General features: G+C 73.6%; 20 protein-coding genes. 10 read left to right on the top strand and 10 right to left on the bottom strand.

Translation table 11 applies throughout. The annotated features are described in order from the left end of the window. Window positions 1–23 precede the first annotated feature (23 nt). Window positions 24–896 (top strand): TauD/TfdA dioxygenase family protein, encoded by an 873-nt coding sequence (locus AA23TX_RS34895; protein ID WP_155546951.1) that lies wholly within the window; start codon window positions 24–26, stop codon window positions 894–896. A gap of 10 nt (window positions 897–906) precedes the next feature. Beyond that, entirely contained in the window at window positions 907–2124 is a 1218-nt protein-coding gene (locus tag AA23TX_RS34890; RefSeq protein WP_155546950.1) for a cytochrome P450 family protein, read from the top strand. 118 nt (window positions 2125–2242) lie between these two features. On the opposite strand, the gene AA23TX_RS34885 is transcribed toward AA23TX_RS34890, so the two are convergent. Beyond that, window positions 2243–3721, bottom strand: coding sequence for a serine hydrolase domain-containing protein (locus AA23TX_RS34885; protein WP_196425665.1), 1479 nt, complete (start codon window positions 3719–3721; stop codon window positions 2243–2245). A 30-nt stretch (window positions 3722–3751) separates the two neighbouring features. Continuing rightward, on the bottom strand, window positions 3752–4450 hold the full coding sequence (locus tag AA23TX_RS34880) for a glycosyltransferase family protein (RefSeq protein WP_155546948.1): 699 nt from the start codon (window positions 4448–4450) through the stop codon (window positions 3752–3754). Window positions 4451–4610: 160 nt separating this feature from the next. Here AA23TX_RS34880 and AA23TX_RS34875 point away from each other — a divergent pair, with 160 nt between their 5' ends. The 3 genes from AA23TX_RS34875 to AA23TX_RS34865 all read left to right on the top strand — a co-directional run bounded on the left by AA23TX_RS34875 (window position 4611) and on the right by AA23TX_RS34865 (window position 7511). Then, window positions 4611–5804, top strand: coding sequence for a glycosyltransferase (locus AA23TX_RS34875; RefSeq protein WP_155546947.1), 1194 nt, complete (start codon window positions 4611–4613; stop codon window positions 5802–5804). Between the two features lie 118 nt (window positions 5805–5922). Further along, window positions 5923–6291: a YciI family protein gene (locus AA23TX_RS34870; RefSeq protein WP_155546946.1), complete on the top strand. Its 369-nt coding sequence runs from the start codon at window positions 5923–5925 to the stop codon at window positions 6289–6291. Further along, complete coding sequence (locus AA23TX_RS34865; RefSeq protein WP_155546945.1) at window positions 6291–7511, top strand: RNA polymerase sigma factor; 1221 nt, start codon at window positions 6291–6293, stop codon at window positions 7509–7511. The genes AA23TX_RS34870 and AA23TX_RS34865 overlap by 1 nt, the downstream gene beginning before the upstream one ends. Before the next feature lie 57 nt (window positions 7512–7568). On the opposite strand, the gene AA23TX_RS34860 is transcribed toward AA23TX_RS34865, so the two are convergent. Further along, window positions 7569–8342 (bottom strand): maleylpyruvate isomerase family mycothiol-dependent enzyme, encoded by a 774-nt coding sequence (locus tag AA23TX_RS34860; protein ID WP_155546944.1) that lies wholly within the window; start codon window positions 8340–8342, stop codon window positions 7569–7571. A 90-nt stretch (window positions 8343–8432) separates the two neighbouring features. Between AA23TX_RS34860 and AA23TX_RS34855 the strand changes: the two genes are divergently transcribed. Both AA23TX_RS34855 and AA23TX_RS34850 read left to right on the top strand, forming a co-directional pair. Beyond that, window positions 8433–8873 (top strand): hypothetical protein, encoded by a 441-nt coding sequence (locus tag AA23TX_RS34855; RefSeq protein ID WP_155546943.1) that lies wholly within the window; start codon window positions 8433–8435, stop codon window positions 8871–8873. Between the two features lie 179 nt (window positions 8874–9052). Continuing rightward, entirely contained in the window at window positions 9053–10024 is a 972-nt protein-coding gene (locus AA23TX_RS34850; RefSeq protein WP_155546942.1) for a helix-turn-helix domain-containing protein, read from the top strand. A 138-nt stretch (window positions 10025–10162) separates the two neighbouring features. Here AA23TX_RS34850 and AA23TX_RS34845 read toward each other — a convergent pair whose 3' ends face one another. Together AA23TX_RS34845 and AA23TX_RS34840 are read right to left on the bottom strand one after the other, a co-directional pair. After that, entirely contained in the window at window positions 10163–10891 is a 729-nt protein-coding gene (locus AA23TX_RS34845; RefSeq protein WP_155546941.1) for a D-Ala-D-Ala carboxypeptidase family metallohydrolase, read from the bottom strand. A 35-nt stretch (window positions 10892–10926) separates the two neighbouring features. Further along, a complete protein-coding gene (locus AA23TX_RS34840; protein ID WP_155546940.1) occupies window positions 10927–12240 on the bottom strand; it encodes a GH25 family lysozyme in 1314 nt (437 codons plus the stop codon). Window positions 12241–12554: 314 nt separating this feature from the next. On the opposite strand from AA23TX_RS34840, the gene AA23TX_RS34835 reads away from it, so the two are divergent. Next, entirely contained in the window at window positions 12555–13361 is an 807-nt protein-coding gene (locus AA23TX_RS34835; RefSeq protein WP_338422531.1) for an adenylate/guanylate cyclase domain-containing protein, read from the top strand. 94 nt (window positions 13362–13455) lie between these two features. Continuing rightward, window positions 13456–14481: an MBL fold metallo-hydrolase gene (locus AA23TX_RS34830; protein ID WP_155546938.1), complete on the top strand. Its 1026-nt coding sequence runs from the start codon at window positions 13456–13458 to the stop codon at window positions 14479–14481. Here the strand turns inward: AA23TX_RS34830 and AA23TX_RS34825 are convergent, their stop codons facing one another. Both AA23TX_RS34825 and AA23TX_RS34820 read right to left on the bottom strand, forming a co-directional pair. Then, entirely contained in the window at window positions 14482–15471 is a 990-nt protein-coding gene (locus AA23TX_RS34825) for an LLM class flavin-dependent oxidoreductase (protein ID WP_155546937.1), read from the bottom strand. 25 nt (window positions 15472–15496) lie between these two features. Further along, the gene (locus tag AA23TX_RS34820; RefSeq protein ID WP_155546936.1) at window positions 15497–16390 is read right to left on the bottom strand and encodes an SMP-30/gluconolactonase/LRE family protein; all 894 of its coding nucleotides are present in this window, start codon (window positions 16388–16390) and stop codon (window positions 15497–15499) included. Between the two features lie 89 nt (window positions 16391–16479). Here AA23TX_RS34820 and AA23TX_RS34815 point away from each other — a divergent pair, with 89 nt between their 5' ends. Further along, entirely contained in the window at window positions 16480–17184 is a 705-nt protein-coding gene (locus tag AA23TX_RS34815; RefSeq protein WP_230862894.1) for a TetR/AcrR family transcriptional regulator, read from the top strand. 80 nt (window positions 17185–17264) lie between these two features. Here the strand turns inward: AA23TX_RS34815 and AA23TX_RS34810 are convergent, their stop codons facing one another. The 3 genes from AA23TX_RS34810 to AA23TX_RS34805 are packed head-to-tail and all read right to left on the bottom strand — an operon-like array spanning window position 17265 to window position 18414. Next, window positions 17265–17612 (bottom strand): TraR/DksA family transcriptional regulator, encoded by a 348-nt coding sequence (locus AA23TX_RS34810; protein WP_155546935.1) that lies wholly within the window; start codon window positions 17610–17612, stop codon window positions 17265–17267. A 35-nt stretch (window positions 17613–17647) separates the two neighbouring features. After that, the gene (locus AA23TX_RS50835) at window positions 17648–17770 is read right to left on the bottom strand and encodes a hypothetical protein (protein ID WP_277875442.1); all 123 of its coding nucleotides are present in this window, start codon (window positions 17768–17770) and stop codon (window positions 17648–17650) included. Continuing rightward, the gene (locus AA23TX_RS34805) at window positions 17767–18414 is read right to left on the bottom strand and encodes a class I SAM-dependent methyltransferase (RefSeq protein ID WP_155546934.1); all 648 of its coding nucleotides are present in this window, start codon (window positions 18412–18414) and stop codon (window positions 17767–17769) included. Before AA23TX_RS34805 ends, AA23TX_RS50835 begins: the two co-directional genes overlap by 4 nt. Between the last annotated feature and the right edge of the window lie 88 nt (window positions 18415–18502).

Below are 18502 nucleotides of genomic sequence, written 5' to 3'. Positions count from 1 at the left end.
GACCCACGGGAGGAAAGGAAACCATGGAGCAGTACGAACTCGACGCCGTCAAGCGGATCACGACGCGACCGGCGCGCGACCACCGGACACTGGCGGTGCGGGGGCTCACCCCGGTGATCGGCGCCGAGGTCACCGGCCTCGACCTGACCCGGGAGCTGACCGAGGAGCAGCTCACCGAGCTGAAGACGGCCTTCCTGGACCACCACGTGCTGGTGTTCCGCGACCAGGACATCACGCCGGACGACCACCAGCGCCTGGCCGCGAGCTTTGGCGAGCTGCGGCCGGTGAACCCGCCGCCCGAGCACGGCAACCCGTACATCCTCGAGGTCGCGACCGCCCCCGAGTCGGCGACCGTGTTCGGCAACGGCTGGCACGCCGACGGCACCGCCGACGCCGAGCCGTCGCTGGGCTCGATGCTGCACATCACGCGGATGCCCGAGCCGGGCAGCGGCGGCGACACGCTCTTCGCGAACATGCACCTCGCGTACGACATGCTTTCGCCGAAGCTGAAGGAACTGCTGACCGGGCTGACCGCGATCCACGACGGCGCGCACGCCTTCCGCGGCCACAAGATCCCCGAGGGGTACGAGCCGCCGGTCAGCGAGCACCCGGTGGTGGTGCGGCACCCGGAAACCGACCGGCCGCTGCTGTACGTCAACCCGGCTTACACCTCGCGCATCCCCCAGCTGTCGGCGGACGAGAGCCAGGCGGTGCTCGACCTGCTGTTCTCGGTCGTGCCGAACCGGCCGATGCTGGCGTGCCGGGTGCGGTGGGAGCCGAACACGCTGGTGTTCTGGGACAACCGCTGCGTCCAGCACCACGCGACGTACGACTACTACCCGTACACCCGCTTCGGCCACCGCGTCGCCATCAACGGCGGCCCGCTCAAAGGCTGACAGGAGATCCATGTCGTCCGAACCCGTGGTGGACCTGCGTGATCCGGCCGTCCTCGACGACCCGATGCGCGGCTACGACCGCATCCTCGCCGAATCGCCGGTCTGCCGGGCCCGGCTGCCGAACGGCGAGGAAGGCTGGCTGGTGACCGGGAGCGCCTCCGTCCGCGCGGTGCTGTCGGATCCGGCCGTGCGCAACGATCCCACCGGCCTGCCGGGGCAGGGCGCGCAGACGCAGGAGGAGGCGTTCCTCGCGCTGGGCACGCCGCCGGAGCACCTGCCGTACCTGCGGGCGAGCCTGCTGAGCCTCGACGGCGCCGAGCACACCCGGCTGCGCCGCAGCATCAGCCACGCCTTCGGCGCGTCTCGGGTCGAAGCGTTGCGCCCCCGGGTGCGGGAGATCGTCGACGGCCTGCTCGACGACCTCGGCGCGGCGCCGGGCACGGTGAACCTGATCGACGAGTACGCCTACCCCCTGGCCATGGCGGTGGTGTGCGAGCTGGTCGGAGTGCCCGAAGCGGACTGGGCGGACTGGTGGCGCTGGGGCAAGGTGCTCGTCGAAGGCGACCCGGCGCGGATCACGCCGACGCTGGGCGAGATGTTCGCCTACTGTCATGCGCTGGTCGACCGCCGCCGGGCCGAGCCGCGGGAGGACCTGCTCAGCCAGGTCGTCGCCCAGGACGACCTGACCGACGTCGACGCGGTGGCGCTCGTGGTGTTCCTGGTCCTCGCCGGGCACGAGACGATGGCGCACATGCTGTCGAACGGGGCCCTCGCGCTGATGCGCGACCCCGCCCAGCGGGAGCTGCTGCGCGAGGAGCCGGAGCTGTGGCCGGCGGCGGTCCGCGAGCTGGTCCGCACCGACGGCCCGGTCCAGCTGGCCCGGCTCCGTTACGCCGCAACGGATCTGGAGGTGGGCGGGGTGAAGATCAGCGCGGGCGACGCGGTCCAGGCGGTACTGGGAGCGGCCAACCGCGACCCGGCCCAGTTCACCCACCCGCACCAGGCGGACATCCGCTGGCAAGCCGAGCACGGCGGCCGCGAGGGCAGCGTGGGATTCGGCTGGGGGCCGCACTTCTGCCTGGGGGTGGCCTTGGCGAAGGTGGAGGCCGAGGTGGCGTTGCGGGGTTTGTTCGACCGCTTTCCCGACGTGCGGCCGGTGGCGGAGCCGGAATGGGTGCGGTTGCCTCGGGGGCGGCACCGGGTCGCGGTGGAGGTGCGGCTGCGCTGAGGCCGGCCGGTCACGCGCTTTCCCGCCGCTCCGCCCTGTCCCGGCCCGAGCACCCGATGCGGCGCCCTACGCACCAACGCCACATCGGGATGCCGGGCTGGCCGCCTTCGGCCCTGATTCACCGTGGTGCGTGGGCGTAGAAGCCCACCGGCATGGTCACGTCCGCGCTCGAGGCTCCGCACTCCAGCATCCACAGCGCCGCCGCCGGGCCCAGTTCGCGGCCCAGCGCCCCGAGCGCCGCCGGGTCCGGGGCCACCGCCCGTGCCTGCGAGACCCCGCGGGCGAACGCCTCCGGGTCCCAGCCACCCGCATCCCCATCCCCCAGAGATCGCGCTCCCTCGGTCAGCGTCTTCACCGGCAGCGGGTCGGCCACGGCGAGCAGGCCGTGGGTGCGTTCGCCGGTCAGCACCCCCATCCAGCGTGAGCTCTCCGGGGTCGGCCGGGGGCCGGTCCAGCGGGGCCGGCCGTCCATGTCCGGCAGCTTCGCCGGGGCGCCGGACGCCGCCCAGCGGCCGGCCCACTCGACGGCCAGGCCCGGTGCGCTGCGCGTCGCCGGGTTGTGGAACCGGGCCATGTCCCACCGGTTGCCCACCGCGACCGCGGCCAGGTCGCGGTGCGGCCACACCCGCGCCTCCCACCAGAATCCCCACGGGAACGCCGCCGTGTGCCCCCACCACCAGTCGTCGCCCAGGTCCGGGTCGGCGAGCTCGAGCGTCAGGCCGGAGAACGACCGGACGCCGTGCGGGCTCGGGCGCGCCGTCCGCGGGGTCACCATCGCCGCGAGCGACTCCGGCCCGACCAGCCCGCGGTCGCCCCGGGCGGTGCGCAGCAACGATTGCAGCAACCGCGCGAAATCCGTGGCGCTCGTGTACATCCCGACCCCCGGGTACGCCGAGGTGCGCAGAGGCGGGCTCGGCAGGCACCAGTCGCCGAATGCCAGGTACCCGGTCGCGCCGCCGGTGCCCGGAGCCCACGGGTTCCGCGTGCCGTCGTCGATGCTCGTGTCCGTCATTCCGGCCGGGGCGAACACTTCCCGGTGGACGCGGGCACCGTACGGTTCGCCGGTCACGTGCTCGACCACGCCGCCCAGCACCCCGACGCCGAAGCTCGAATAGGAGTACGACCCCGGCGCCGTCACCAGCGGCAGCACCCCGCCGTACTCCACGGCGCGCCCGATCTCGTGGCGGCGCCGGACGTAGTCGAGGACCGGCTCGGCCGGCGCCGTGTGCGCCGTGGCGGTGACGATGTCGCTGTAGTAGCCGGCCTCGTGGGCGGCCAGCATGGCGGTGGTGACGGGCGCCGCGCCGGGACCGCGCAGCCCGGTGGGCAGCACCTGGTCGACGAGCGTGTCCAGGCCGAGCGCGCCCGCCTCGGCCAGCTGCATGAAGGCCAATCCCGTGACGGGCTTGGTGAGCGAGCCCGCCGGCGCCGGCGTCCCGGCGGTCATCGGCGTCCTCGCGGCCAGGTCGGCGAACCCGGTCGCGGCCGTCCGCAGCTCGTCGCTCGTCGCCACCGCGACGGCGACCCCGGGGGTGCCGGTGACCGCGGCCAGCCGGGGCAGGACCGTGTCGAGCGCCGTCATCACGTCGTCGAGCATGCTTCTCCTCGCAAAGTCCATTGTGGACGATCAGCCGTCGGTGGTGTTGTAGTTGACGATCCGCTTCACCATGAGGGCGACGGCGCCGGCGAGCGGGCTGTCCGCGTCCCTCCGCGCCACATCCGGCAGCCGGTGGGCCTGGTCCTCGGCGACCGCCACCATGCCCCAAAGCGCGTTGTAGCCCGAAGGATCCGCCGGCTTTTCCGCGGCCGCCGCGACGGTCACGACCGCATCCGGCGAGACGGCCACGCTCAGCGCGCCCATCTGCCGCAGCGTGCCGGGATCCGACTCCTCGGTGGCCACCACGCTCCAGCCCGCCACCTCGGTCTGGCGCAGGGCGTCGAGCAGGCTGCCCACCCCGCTGACAACGATGTCAGGTAGCACGAGGGCCACCGGTCCCCGCGTCATGGGCAAGGCGCACCGGATCGCCCCGTCGAGCCCCGGCTCGGACGCGTCGTCCTGGTAGACGAAGACCAGCTGAAAAGTCCCGGCGTAGCGCGCGAGGTACTTCACGGTGTCCAGCTTGTGCGGCCCGAACACGACGACCACGCGCACGGTGAGCCCGCTCTTCACCAGCTCGACGACGGCTTCCAGGCTGCGGTCCAGGATGGTGACCCCGGGCGCCAGGCAATGCAGTTCCTTCGCGTACGGCGCTCCGAAACGCGTTCCCAGTCCGGCACAGGGCAGGATGATCGAAACATCGGGCGTGGGGGCGGACGAAACAGGCATCGAGTGGCCCTCAAGTTCTGTTGACGGTCAGGAGCCCTTATGCCCCTTGACAGTAGTCACCGAAGACGGGTCGGCGCGAGAGGCAGTCGATCACCGGGGCGGCCGCTAGACTCCCCGCGGCACGGCCGAAACGTCTGCGAAGAGAACGAAGAGGGCGCGAATGCGAGTGCTGCTGTCGACGTACGGGACACGGGGCGACGTCGATCCGCTGGTGGCCCTCGCGGTGCGGCTGCGGGCGCTCGGCGCGGACGTGCGGATGTGCGTCCCACCGGACGAAGAGTTCGCGGACCGGCTGGGCGGCCTCGGGATCGAGCCGGTGCCGGTCGGGCCGCCGGTGCGGGCGTTGATGCGCGCGACGGCTCCGCCGTCGGCGGCCGAGCTGGCCCGGTACCGGACCGAGCTGCTCGACACGCAGTTCGACGTCTTCCCCGCGGCGGCCGCCGGATGCGACGCGCTGGTGGCCGCCGGTCTCGCACAGGTCGCCGCGCGGTCCGTGGCCGAAGCCGCGGGCATCCGCTACGTGTACGTGACCTATGCGGCGGTCAACCTGCCGTCGCCGCACCACGCGCCGCCCCCGCGGCCGGGCTGGCCGGAGCCGGCGGACGCCGACAACGGGACGCGCTGGGAGCGGGACGCCCACCGGGTCAACGAGCAGTTCCGCGAGCCGCTCAACGGCCACCGGGCCGCGCTCGGCCTGCCGCCGGTGGACGACGTGCGCGGCCACGTCTACTCCGAGCGGCCGTGGCTGGCCGCGGACCCGGTGCTGGGCCCGTGGCCGGCGACCCCGGGCCTCGAAGTGGTCCAGACCGGGGCGTGGACCCAGGAGGACGAGCGCCCGCTGCCGGCCGAGCTGGTGGCGTTCCTGGACGCCGGCGCGCCGCCGGTCTACGTGGGCTTCGGCAGCATCCGCCCGTCGCCGGACATCGCCCGCTGGGCCGTCGAGGCCGCCCGGGCCCGCGGTCACCGCGTCCTCGTCTCCCGCGGCTGGGCGGACCTCGACGTGGCCGACTGCTTCGCCATCGGCGACGTCAACCACCAGCGCCTGTTCGGCAGGCTGGCCGCGGTGGTCCACCACGGCGGCGCGGGCACGACGCAGACGGCCGCCCGGGCGGGCGTCCCGCAGGTGGTGGTCCCCATCCGCCTGGCGGACAACCCGTACTGGGCCGGGCAGGTGGCGGCGCGCGAAGTCGGCGCGGCCCTCGACGGCCCGACGGCGACCGTCGAGTCCCTGAGCGCCGCGTTCGACACGGCGCTCGCCCCCGAGACCCGGGCCCGGGCGGCGGCGCTGGGCGCCGCGATGCGCACCGACGGAGCGGCCGAGGCCGCGCGCCGGCTGCTCGGCGAACTCGGGTGAGCGAGACCCGGCAGCGCCGCGGCGAAAAAGTTTTCCGCCGCCGTGTTGATCCGGGCGCCGCCCGTTCGACACAAGGGGGCGAAGGCCGAGAGGCGGCCACGCGGACGAGGAGAACACGATGTCGAAGTACATGCTGATCATGCGGGGCACCGACCACTCGAACGCGGCGATGCTGGACGCCATCGAGGAGTCGATGGCGGCGACCCGCGAGTACATCGAAGAGATGCTCAAGGCCGGTGTCCTCCTCGCCGCCGAGGGGCTGGACCTGCCGAGCCGCGGCGTCGTGGTCGACTTCGGCGCCGAGACCCCGGTGGTCACCGACGGGCCGTACGGGGAGACCAAGGAGCTGTTCGGGGGCTACTTCATGCTCGACGTCGCCTCGAAGGAGGAAGCGGTCGAGTGGGCCAAGCGGATGCCGGCCGTCCGCGGGTCCAAGATCGAGGTCCGCCGCGTGGCCGGCGACGACGAGATGCCCGAGCGGGGCTGATGGACACCGCCGATGTCGAGGCCGTCTGGCGGATCGAGTCGGCGCGGATCGTCGCCGCGCTGACCCGGTTCACCGGCGACTTCGGGCTGGCCGAGGACGCGGCCCAGGAGGCGGTGGCCGAGGCGCTGGTGTCGTGGCCGGTCACCGCGCCGGCCAACCCGGCCGGCTGGCTGCGGGCCACCGCCCGGCGGCGGGCGATCGACGCGATCCGCCGCCGGACCGCCCTCCAGGACCGTTACGCCCTGCTGGCGGCCGGCCCGGAGGCCGAGGCCCGCGCGGAAGCCGACCCCGACCGGATCGACGACGACGTCCTGGCCCTGATGTTCATCAGCTGCCACCCGGTGCTCTCCCCCGAGGTCCGGGTGGCGCTGACCCTGCGGGTGGTCGCCGGCCTGTCGAGCGAGGAGATCGCACGCGCGTTCCTCGTGCCCGTGCCGACGGTGCAGGCTCGCATCACCCGGGGCAAGAAGACGATCGCGGCGGCCGGGGTGCCGTTCGAGCTGCCGGCGGCCGGCGAGCGCCGGGAGCGGCTGGGCGGCGTGCTCAGCGTCCTCTACGTGATCTTCACCGAGGGGTCGACGGCCACCTCGGGCGACCGGCTGCTGCGCCCCGACGTCGCGTACGAGGCGATCCGGCTGGCCCGCACGCTGGCCGCGTTGCAGCCGGACGAGCCGGAGGTGCACGGCCTGCTCGCGTTGTGCGAGCTGACGGCCGCGCGCTTCCCGGCCCGGACGGGCCCGGACGGCGCGCCGGTCCTGCTCGAGGACCAGGACCGGCGCCGCTGGGACTTCTCGGCGATCCACCGCGGGCTGGCCGCGCTGGCCAAGGCGTCGCCTCGCGGCCTCGGCCCGTACGGCCTGCAGGCCGCGATCGCGGCCGTCCACGCGTCGGCACCCTCGGTCGAGGCGACCGCCTGGGACCGGATCGTGGTGCTGTACGAGGCACTCGGCCGGGTGGCGCCCTCGCCCGTGGTCGAGCTCAACCGGGCGGTCGCGGTGGCGATGGCGTCGGGTCCGGAGCACGGCCTGGCGATCGTGGACGAGCTGATCGCCGCGGACCGGCTCCCGGGGTCGCACCTGGTCCCGACGGTGCGAGGCGAGCTGCTGACCCGCCTCGGCCGGCACCCGGAGGCACGCACCGAGCTGGAGCTGGCGGCCCGGTTGTGCACCAACGAGCGCGAACGCTCGGTGCTCCTTCGCAAGGCGGATGCGCTGTCCTGACCGCTGCCCCATTCCCGTGGCGCGCCGGGAATCACCCGGAAGGGATCGCCGGGCCGGTCAGAAACCGGGGAACACCCGGCGCAGGTCGTCGAGCGAGACGCTGCCCTCGACGGTGACACCCTGGTCGTACGGCGCCTTGAGCCGGCCGCTGATCAACCGGACCAGCGCTTCCGCCGGCCCGGTGAACGTCGCGGACGGCGCCTCGAGGTGGTCCACCACGGTGACGCCGTCGTCGATCACCAGGCCGCCGCCCGGGGTCGCGAGGGACACCGGCTTCTCGAGCTCGGCCGGCTTGGCGAGGAAGCCCAGCATGAACCCGACCGGCCCGGCCAGGAGGTCGACGAGCACCGCGGCCGAGCCGGCGTCCACCCCGGCGTCCGGGTCGAACGCCACGCGCACGTCCCACGAGTGGTTGGCCACCTCGGACAGGCGCATGCCCACGGCGGTCGCCAGCGGGACCGGCTCCGGCAGGAAGCCGAGGTCGACGGTCAGCGACGAACGCTGCTCGGGCGTGAACGCCTCGACCGTTTCGAGCCAGCGGCCGTTGTGCTCCAGGAAGCCCTCGGCCTGCGCGCGCGGGGTGGACCCGTCCCAGCGGGCCCAGATCGTCTGGTTGTCTTCGGCCGCCACGGTCTCGCCGGCGGCCCGCGCGATCGGCGCACGGCCGATCTCGGCACCGCTGCCGAGGTGGGAAAGGGCCTGGGCGACGGTCCATTCCGACGCGCCACTCGTGACGGCGAGCTGGTCGTCGGTGAGGGTGCGGACGAGGGCGGCGAGGGTGTCGTGCTCGGAGCGGAGGGCGGTGATCGTGCGGTCCACGAGTTGGCTCATGCCACGCACAACTCCCGGACGCACGCGTGTGTTCCGTGGATCACCGTGCCCGGGGACGGCGCCGGCGCCCGGGCAGGCTAGTTTGCCCGGGTGAGCCTCCTCGATGACGTGGCCGAACGCGACGGCTGGCGGTGCTGGGTGTGCGACGAGCCGGTCGACCCCGGCATGTCGGTGAACGACCCGCGCGGACCCAGCGTCGACAGCCGGACCGCCGACCGGAAGGCCAAGGTCGCCGAGCGGCTGGCGCACCGCGGCTGCAACACCCGCAAGGGCGCGGTCAAGGTGGTCATCGCCTGGCCGGACCGCCTGCACGTCGTCGAACCCGCGCCGCTGATCACCGTGGCCGGCAGGCTGGAGCGCAAGGGCGGCCGCGAGATGGTGGCGCGCTCCCCGACCCGCCAGGACGCCCAGGAGGCGGCGGACTGGCTGGTGGACCGGTTCTCCCGGCTGGTACCGGACCTGCCGGTGACCGCCGCCGTCGAGCCGGGCGGCGGCCAGTTCCTCGTCATCCTCGCCACCGGCCGCCGCTGACCGGAGACCACCGCACCCCGGTGCCGCCGGGAAGCGTTGGTGTGACGGCACGTTGCCACCACTCGGCCGGGCCGTGAGCCGCCGAGTGGAGCAATCCGTCGGTTTCCGCCCGGCTGGGGGCGGGACGGTGTTAACTTCCGTCCCTCATCCGCTGCCCGGAGCGAGGTGGTCCCGTCACCGTGACACCGCACATGGACAAGTTCGCCGCCTATCTGCGCATGTTGAAGGACCGCAGCGGGCAAGGCTACGAACGTCTGGGCCGGCTGGCCGGGGCCAGCGGCTCCAGCCTGCACCGGTACTGCTCGGGCAAGAGCGTGCCCGCCGACTACCGCGTGGTCCACTCGTTCGCCAAGGTCTGCGGCGCGTCCGCGGAGGAACTGCGCGAGCTGCACCAGCTGTGGGCACTGGCCGACGCCGGCCGGGTCGACGAGGCGCCGCCGGAGCACGCCGAGACCCCGGGGACGACCGGCGAAGACGTCGCCCGGTCGCCACGACGGCGCTGGTACGCCGTGGCCGTCGCGACCGTGGCCCTGCTGGCCGGCGGCCTGGTCTGGGTCACCGCCGACGGGTCCGAGCAGGCACCCGGCCGGTACGCCGACCGGGTGCTGTTCTCCCCCGGCTGCCAGCCGCCGGTGAGCATGGGCCAGCACGACGAATGCGTCACCGAAGTGCAGAACCTGCTGGTCTCGGCCCAGGGGCGGCTCTCGGTCGACGGCTCGTTCGGCCCGGAGACGCTGCGCCGGGTCACCGCGTTCCAGGTGCTGGCCGGCCTGCCCGCGCGCGGCGTCGTCGACGAGGCCACCAAGACCGCGCTCTACGACCACCGGACGAGTCTGGCGGGCTGGTCGGCGGACCAGGTGGAACAGCGGGTCCGGGCCGTGTTCACCGAAGCGCCGGACACCGCGGTCGCGATCGCCCGCTGCGCCTCGTTCCTCGATCCGCTGTGGGTGCTGCCGAACACGAACGGCAGCCGCAACTGGGGCGTCTTCCAGATCTCCGACGCCCGACTGCTGGACCTCGGCGGCACGCCGCGGCAGGCGTTCGACCCGGCCTGGAACATCGACGCGGCGCACCGCCTGTGGAGCGCGCACCACGACTTCCACGACTGGCCGTCCTGCTCGGCGGCGCTGGAGAACCCGCTGTCGCACTGAGGGCGAAGCCCGCGCCCTCCGAGGTGGCGGCCCCGGGGAATGGGGCCGAGGGCGCGGGCTTCGCGGCACTGTCCGGGAATGGCTGACGCCGGAAACCCCCGAGGGCGGGGTTTCCGGCGTCAGACCCCCAGTCGCCAGTCAGACCGTCCCGTTCTCCCACCACCACGCGCGGCCGAGGTCGGCCCGGCTGTCCACGTGCTGGTGGTCGGTGTTGTAGGTCTCCAGGCCGGAGAACCCGCTGGTCTCGGCCTTCTGGTAGACGGTCTTGTTGGCCACGCCCGGCACGTCCAGGTCGGCGGCGGTGCCGTACATGTGCATGCTGTCGCTGGCGCCGCCGATCTCGGCGTTGTGCGCGATGCTGCGGAACCCGGAGTTCACCGTGATCGGCTTGTTCCCGAGCTTCTTGCGCACGGCCTCCAGCTTGTACATGCAGCGGCGGGCGTTCTCCTTGGCGGTGGCCGCGCTGACCTTGCCGCCGTTGAAGGTGCCGCTCACCCGGTCGGTGAACTCGCTGAAGTTGAAGTGCGCGGTGGACCCGTCGCTCTGCTCCAGCGCGTTGAGCGCGGACTGGGTGGCCGGGCCGACCTCGCCGTCGGCCCCGAGGCCGTAAGCCGCCTGGAACCGGCGGACCGCGGCCGCCGTGCCGGGGCCGAACTCGCCGTCGATCGAAACCCGGCTGTGGCTGGCCGAGTCGGCCGCCCAGCCGGCGACGCGGATCTGGAGTTCGGTGACGTCGGCGCCCGTGTTGCCCTGCACGAGGGTGCGCGACCACGTGTACGCCTGGGCGGTGCCCGACAGCAGCAGCGGGCTGACCGCCGCGGCCGCGCCGACCACCACCGCGCCGCGGAGCATCGTGCGGCGGCTCATGGGGAGACTCATTGTCGTCCTTTCCTAGCGGGGATTCAGCGGTTGGCGAGCTGGTCGAGAGCGGCCTGGGTGCCGTTGAAGACGTCCCCGGTCGCGGGCGCGGGGATGCCGTCGGGGATGGCCGCGTCGGTGTACTGCCACATCAGCCAGGTCTTCGACCCGGCGGGCAGCGCCGGCTGCGTGACGGACTGGCGGTAGTCGGCGAGCTGCATCGGGTACGCGGCGAGCGCCGTGGTGCCGCCCAGGCACGCGTCCAGGAACGACTTCTGGGTGTAGATGATCGGGGTCCGGCCGAACGCCGCCTGCACCTTGTCCAGCCAGGCCTTGGCGTCGGCGACGGTGACGAAGGGCGGGCAGCCGCCGGAGCCGTCGTCCTTCCACTCCAGGTCGAACACGGGCGGCAGGTCGCCGGCGCGCTTGCCGGTGTACCCGGTGGCCTTCACCGCGGCGATGAACCGGTCGGCCTGCGCCCCGCCGGTGTTGGCCGCGGTACCCGTGTAGAAGTGGTACGGCCCGACGGCCAGGCCGGCGTTACGCGCGGCGGGCAGGTCCGTGGCCAGGTACTCGTCGGTCGTGTTGAGGCCGCGGGTCGCCTTGACGGTCGCGAATTCGACCCCGGACGCCTTCACCGCGCCCCAGTTGATCGGCGCACCCCCGGGGTGCTGGTACTTCGCCGTGTCCACGCCGTCGATCGGGTGCCCGGCGGGCTTCGGCGGGGTGCAGTAGGTGTTGCGGCTGGACCAATCGGTCACCTTCGCCCAGGTCGTGGGCCCGGCGACGCCGTCGGCACTGGCGTTGACGCAGTGCTGGAACTGGATCACCCGGTTCCGGGTGCCGTCGCCGAAGTTGCCGTCGACCGTCAGCGGCGGGTAGTGGCCCGGCTCCATGGCGAGGTTCAACCGGCACTGGAGTTCCTTGACGTCCACGCCGGTGGACCCGCTCTGCAGGGTCGGGCGGGCGGTGGACAGACCGCACACCACGCTCTGCGCGGCGTCGGAGGTGCCCTGGGTGGCGCACTTCCGGGGCCGCGCGGACCACGAGTTCAGCGCGGCCCAGGTGTTCGGCCCGATCTGGCCGTCCACGCTCAGCGCGGCGCACCGCTGGAACACGCGCACGCGGGCGTCGGTGGCCGGGCCGAAGGAGCCGTCCGCGCCGATCGGCGTGTACCGGCTGGCCTTGGTGGCCAGGTTCAGTTCGCACTGGGCCTCGGCGACTTCGGCGCCGGAAGACCCTTGCTTCAGGGTGGGCTGGGCGGTGGTGTGTCCGCACACCGCGACGGGTTCGGCCGCGACCGCGGACGCGGTGGGGAACACCAGCAGCGCCGCGACGGCCAGAGCGAGTTTTCGCATGGCGAGGAGGCTGGCAGTGGTCGCCCGGCCGGTCTCGGGTCGGCGCCCGACTCGGGACGCCGGGACAGTCCCACCCCACCGGACCAGCGGGAACGCCACCCCCGTGGGACACCGCTGGGATGCCCTCCCGGCGGCCGGGCTTCCGGCCGCCCGGCATTCTCCGCGGAATGTCCGGTCTCGCGGACCGTCCCCGCTCGATACCCGCCGCCGGTTCGGGAGCCGGCGGGTTCCTCCACTGTGGACGCTCCACCGGGCACGTGACCCGCGTTGCCTTCGCGGGTCCGTGGTCCACACCGGCCGGTAGCATGCGGCCGGTGACCGACAGCCACGACGACCGGCCGGACCGTGCCCGGAAGGTGTCCCGCTTCGTCGACCGGCTGCGGGCGGCCGACCAGCGCCCGGGCCTGGTGCGCTCCGCGCGGGCGGTGCGGCGCCTGATCCCCGGCGACCGCGACCTCGGTGACGCGCTGTCGACGACCGCGGGCCACCCGTCGGACCGGGTCGCCCGGCTGCTGGCCGAAGCGAAGGCCGAGCAGCCCAGCGCGATGCGTGAGCTCGGGCTCGCGGCCGTCCAGGTCTGGCAGGCCGTCGCCCAGGGCCGCGACGGCGACACCGGCGAGACGACGATCGTGTTCACCGACCTGGTCGGCTTCTCCAGCTGGGCCCTCGACGTCGGCGACGCGCGGGCGCTCGAGCTGCTGCGCGCCGTGTCGACCGCGAGCGAGGCGACGATCGCCCGCCACCGCGGCCGGGTCGTCAAGGGCCTCGGCGACGGCTTGATGGCCGTCTTCGGCGATCCGGCGGCCGCGGTCGAGGCGGCGTACGAGACGTGTGGCGCGGTCAGCGCGATCGATCTAGGCGGCTACCGGCCCCGGCTGCGGGCGGGCCTGCACACCGGGCACCCGCGCAAGGTCGGGCGCGACTACTTCGGGGTCGACGTGAACATCGCGGCCCGGGTCGCCGACGCGGCGGCCGGCGGCGAAGTCCTCGTCACCGGCGACGTGCTGGCGAAGGTCGACACCGCCCGGTTCACCGTCCGGCGGCGGCGCAAGTTCCGCGCGAAGGGCGCGCCCGGCGACCTCGAGGTGTTCGCCGTCGTCCCGCGCTACGACGCACCCTGACCGGGCGATTCCCGACGAGATATGTCACAGGTGCGCGGGCGGGATCAGCCACTAAAGTCATTGCGTACGCTTCACAACCGACCAGGACAGGCGCATGCCCGCGAACGCGATCGACCAGCCGGACGACTGGACCACGCCCGGGGCGCACGCGGTCGCGCCCGGCATCCACCGCATCCCGTTGCCGCTGCCGATCGCCGGCCTGTCCACGGTGAACGCCTACGTGCTCGAAGGCCCGGACGGCCTGGTGCTGATCGACCCGGGCTGGGCGAGCCCCGCCAACGAGCACGCCGTCACGGCGGCGCTGGCCGAGCTGGGCCACCGGCTCGGCGACGTGCGGACCTGCCTCGCGACGCACCACCACTGGGACCACTACACGCAGGCCTTCGCGTGGCGTGAGCCGCTGGGCGTCCGGCTGCTGATCGGTGAGAACGAGCGGTTCAGCATCGACGGCTTCGACACCACCAACCCGTTTCCCAACCACCCGGAGCTGCTGGCCCGCTGCGGCGCGGACGAGCTGGCCGAGCGGGTGCTCGCGATCGACATGTCCGGCGCCGAGACGCCCTACGGCCCACCCGACGGCTGGCTCCGCGACGGCGACCGGATCCCGCTGGCCGCCGGCGAGCTGGAGGCGATCGCGACCCCGGGCCACACGCGCGGGCACGTCGTCTACGCCCACTCCCCGGCCGGCGTGCTGTTCGCCGGCGACCACGTGCTGCCGAGGATCACGCCGTCGCTGGGCTTCGAAGTCGCGCCCGAGCCGACGCCGCTGCGCTCGTACATCTCGTCCCTGAAGCTCCTGCTCGGCCGGCCGGACCAGGTTCTGCTGCCGGCCCACGGCGCGGTCGGCCCGAGTACCCACGCGCGCGTGCGGGAGCTGCTCGACCACCACCGCGAGCGGCTCGACGAAGTCAACGAGCTGCTGGTGGCCGGCGCGACGACGGCCTACGAGGTCGCGCGGCGGCTGCCGTGGACCCGGCACCGCAGGCAGCTCGACGCGCTGCAGCTGGAACACCAGCTGTCCGCGGTCATGGAGATCGAGGCCCACTTGGACGTCCTGGCCCACCTCGGCCGGGTCACCCTCGAAGAAACCCCCGCGGCGCGCCGGTACAACGCCGCTTAGCTAGCTCTTCGCGGCGTCGAAGAATCGCTCCAGCTCGCCCCGGATGTCGGGCCCGCAGGGCTGGAACACGATTTCCGTGACGCCCCGGGCGGCGGCTTCGTCCAGCCGCTGCCGGATCTGCTCGCGCGTTCCGCTCATCGTCACGTCCCGCACCATGCGGTGGCCGCCGGCGTTCCAGGCCGCCTGGTCGGCCTCCCCCAGCTCCACGCAGTGCCCGGTGTGGACCGCCAGATGCCGCCGCTCCGGCGGCGTCCGCTCCACGACGTCCATCCACTCCGGACCGCCCGGGAGCGCGCGCACGGCGTCGGGGCCGCCGAACTCGTACGCGCCGTGGTAGGCCAGGGCCCAGCCGGGTCCGGCGGCCTGGCGCGCGTGCTCGGTGTCGGTGGTCTCTTCTTCGTCGAGGACCGTGCCCCAGACGAGGTAGGGCACCCACGAGTACTCGGTCGCGAACTCGGGCAGCTGCAGCGTGACGTACAGCCCGTCGCCGAGCTCCTTGGCCACCCGGTGCCCCTTCGGGCCCAGCGCCCCGATCAGGACGGGGACGTCGACGGGCCGGGCCGGCGCGTGCCCGCCGGGGTGCAGCATCTGCATCCGCGCCCCTTCCCACTCGACGACGTCGCCCCGCAGGAGACCGCGGTAGGCCCGGATGTAGGACTCCATGTAGGACCACGGGATCGCGCGGTACCCCATGGCGCGGCGGCCGGTGAACCCGGTGCCGAAGGAGACCGCGACGCGGCCGGGTGCCAGCGCGGCGAGGGTAGCGGTCGCCGCCGCGTTGACCATCGGGTGCCGCAGGCTGGGCACCAGCACGCCGGGGGCGAGCCCGATCCGCTCGGTCCGTTCGGCGGCCAGCGCGAGGGTCATCCACACGTCGGGACTCTGCTGCGGCGTGTCGTAGACCCACGCCCGCGCGTAGCCCAGTTCTTCGGCCACGACGATGTTTTCCGGCGAGTCCAGTGCCGTCGGGAAAGCGCAGGAGACCTCCATGAGGTCCTCCGTTCGGCTCGGCGGATCAGGGCAGGCCGGCGTGCGGGACCTCGACGTCGACCGCGAGGAGCTGGGCTTCGCGCACCGGACGGCGTTCGTGCTCGGCGAAGGACGGTGCGGCGCAGAGGAACAGCGTCCGCCCGTCGTCGCCGCCGAGCATGCAGGCGAAGACCCCGGTGCCGGCGTCGACCTCGTCGAGGATCCGGCCGCCCTCCTCGACCCGGAGGACGCGGTTGTGGACGGCGTCGGCCACCCAGATCGCGCCTTCGGCGTCGGCGCAGATGCCGTCGGGGGCCACTTCGAGGCGCTGCACCGCCTCGCCGACGTCGTCGGTCCGCGGCGTCTCGCCGAACTGCGCCCAGACACGGCGCCCGCTCAGCTCGCCGTCCGCGCCGATGTCGAAAGCGGTCAGCCGCCCGGCGAAGGTCTCGGCGACGACCAGTACGCCGCCGGGCAGGATCACCATGCCGTTGGGGAACCCGAGGTCCTCGGCGGCGACGGAGACGCTCCCGTCGGGGTCGACGCGGGTGAGCGTGGTGTAGCGCAGAGGCGCGCCGCCCATGAGGTCGAAGCCGAAGTTGCCGACCCAGGCGCGGCCGCGGTCGTCGACGACCATGTCGTTGAGCACCCCGGACACCACGCCGGACAGGTCGGCGTGCTCGGTCAGCCGCCCCGATCCGTCGCGCACGAGGACGCGGTGGTCGCGCATCGACACGACGAGCAGGCGCCCGTCGGGCAGGAAGCCGAGCCCGGACGGCTGCCCCGGGACCTCGGCGACGACTTCGGTGCCGCCGCGGCCGTCGATCGCCACGACCCGCTCGGTGTAGAAGTCCGACACCCAGAGCCGGCCGTCGTGCCACCTCGGGCATTCGAGGTAGGAGAAGCCCTCGACCACCACGGTGGGTTGTGCTCGTCCCATCCCGGCCTCACCCTTTCACTGACTGAGCGCCCAGTTACCATGACCGCGGGGCCGGGACGTGTCAAGTCCGGCATCGGGAGGGGTCCGGGATGTCAGGGACAGAGCGCCGTCGCGGCGGCGGGAGATATCCGGTGGCGGCCGCGATGGAGCTGACGACCGACCTCGGCCCCGAGTCGATCCCCGGCGAGTTCTGGGGTGAGCACACCTCCCCGGTGGCCCGCGCGCTGCTGTCCTCGGCCGTGCAGTGCTTCGCCCGCAAGGGTTTCCACGCCACCACGACCCGCGACATCACGGCCGTCGTCGGCCTCAGTCCCGGTTCGCTGTACGTGCACTTCGCCTCGAAGGAGGCGGTGCTGTTCCACATCGCGCGCACCGGTCACGAGCGCGCGCTCGCGGTGCTGGCGGCCCAGCAGGACGACGGCGACGCCCGGAGCCACGTCCGGCGGCTGGTCGCCGGGCACGTGTCGTGGCACGCCCGCCACCACACCGTGGCGAGGGTCTGCCAGTACGAGCTGGCGGCGCTCGCCCCGGAGCACCTCGGCGAGGTTCTCGACCTCCGCCAGCGGTTCTCGGCGATGCTGCGGACGGCGGTGGAACGCGGAGCCCGGGAGGGCGTCTTCGACGTGCCCGACATCGACCGCGCGGTGCGCGCGATCCTGTCGCTCGGCATCGACCTGGTCCGCTGGTACCGCCTCGACGGCGCGGACTCACCTGAGGCTCTCGGCGAGTCGTACGCCGAGCTGGCCGCCCGCATGCTCGGCGCGCCCTCCCCCACCGGCGAGGGTCCCGGCTGACGGCGTCACCTGCGGTTCGCGCGGGTGACGCACGTCCACGGCCACCAGCGTCGACGATCGGCCGACCGCGGCTGTCGCCGTCACCTCCGGTCAGCGCACGTGATGCACCTCCGCGTCGCCGGGAGGGCCATCAGCCGGCCCTCGGCGATCGGGCCGCCGCAGCGCTCGCACACCTCGTAGGTTCCCGCGCGCACCCGGTCGGCGGCCTGGGCGAGCGCTGCCAGCTCGTCCTGGGCCTGCCGCAGCAGCGCCTGGACCTGCGCCCGCTCGAAGGCGATCGTCGCGCCTTCCGGGTCGTGCTCGTCGTCGGCGCTGGTGAACTCCGATGCCGCGACGATCTCGTCCCGTTGCCTCGCCAGCGCCTCCGCCAAGCGCGCCGTCTCGGCCCGGGCCCGCTCGATCAGCTCCGTCGCGGTCCGCTCATCCACGGCGGGCTACCTCATGCCGTGCCATGCCCACCACACTAGTTCGCCGGAGCCGCGCCGCCCGTTCGGAGGCCGGAGAGGTCGGCGAGGTCGGCGGGGTCGGCGGCGGTCCGGGCCATCGCGATCACGCGGTCGGCGTCACCGGGTCTGCCCGGCTTCACCGGGCGGGCGTCGCCGTCCCGATGATCAGCGGGTGGACCACCGAAGGCATCCCGCGCCAGTGCGCCGTGCTCAGGTCCTCGATGTCGAACCGCTGCTTGACGAGCGCGACGGTGTCGCGGTCGCACCGGCAGCCCTGCGCGAACGCCGCCCACGGCCCCGCGAACCGCGCCTGCCTCCGCGCGAGCTTCGGGTCCTCGGCGCGGACGTGCTCGCAGAACAGCAGCCGCCCGCCGGGCCGCAGTACCCGCACCAGCTCGGCCAGCACGCGATCGACGTCGGGCACCGTGCAGAGGACCAGCGTCGACACGACCGTGTCGACGCTGGCGTCCGCCATCGGCAGCGCGTCGGCGGACGCCCGCACCGGCCGCATCCCGGCCCGGCCCCGGACGCTCTTTTCGAGACGCCGGTACATCGCCGGGACGGGCTCGGTCAGCACGACCTCGGCCGCCAGCGGGTAGTGCCGGACGTTGAGACCGGTCCCCGCGCCGATCTCGACCACCTGCCCGTGCACGCGCCGCAGCAGCTCCGCGCGCCGCCCGGCCAGCCCCAGCCGCTCCCCCCGGCGCAGGAACGGTTCGTACAGCGCCGCCCCGAACCGTTCCCCGAACCCGTCCCGTACCCCCACGCTGTCCCCTCCGGTCATCGAGCCTCCTTCGCACCGCCGATGGGCCACAGCACACCAGCCACGGCCCGCCCGCCGCATCACCCGCTCGTGCCATTCCGGGCACTGG

The sequence above is a fragment of the Amycolatopsis camponoti genome (genome assembly GCF_902497555.1).
GTDB classification, from domain to species: domain Bacteria; phylum Actinomycetota; class Actinomycetes; order Mycobacteriales; family Pseudonocardiaceae; genus Amycolatopsis; species Amycolatopsis camponoti.
Note: the sequence above shows the minus strand (reverse complement) of the source record. Positions and strands in the feature narration are given on the sequence as shown.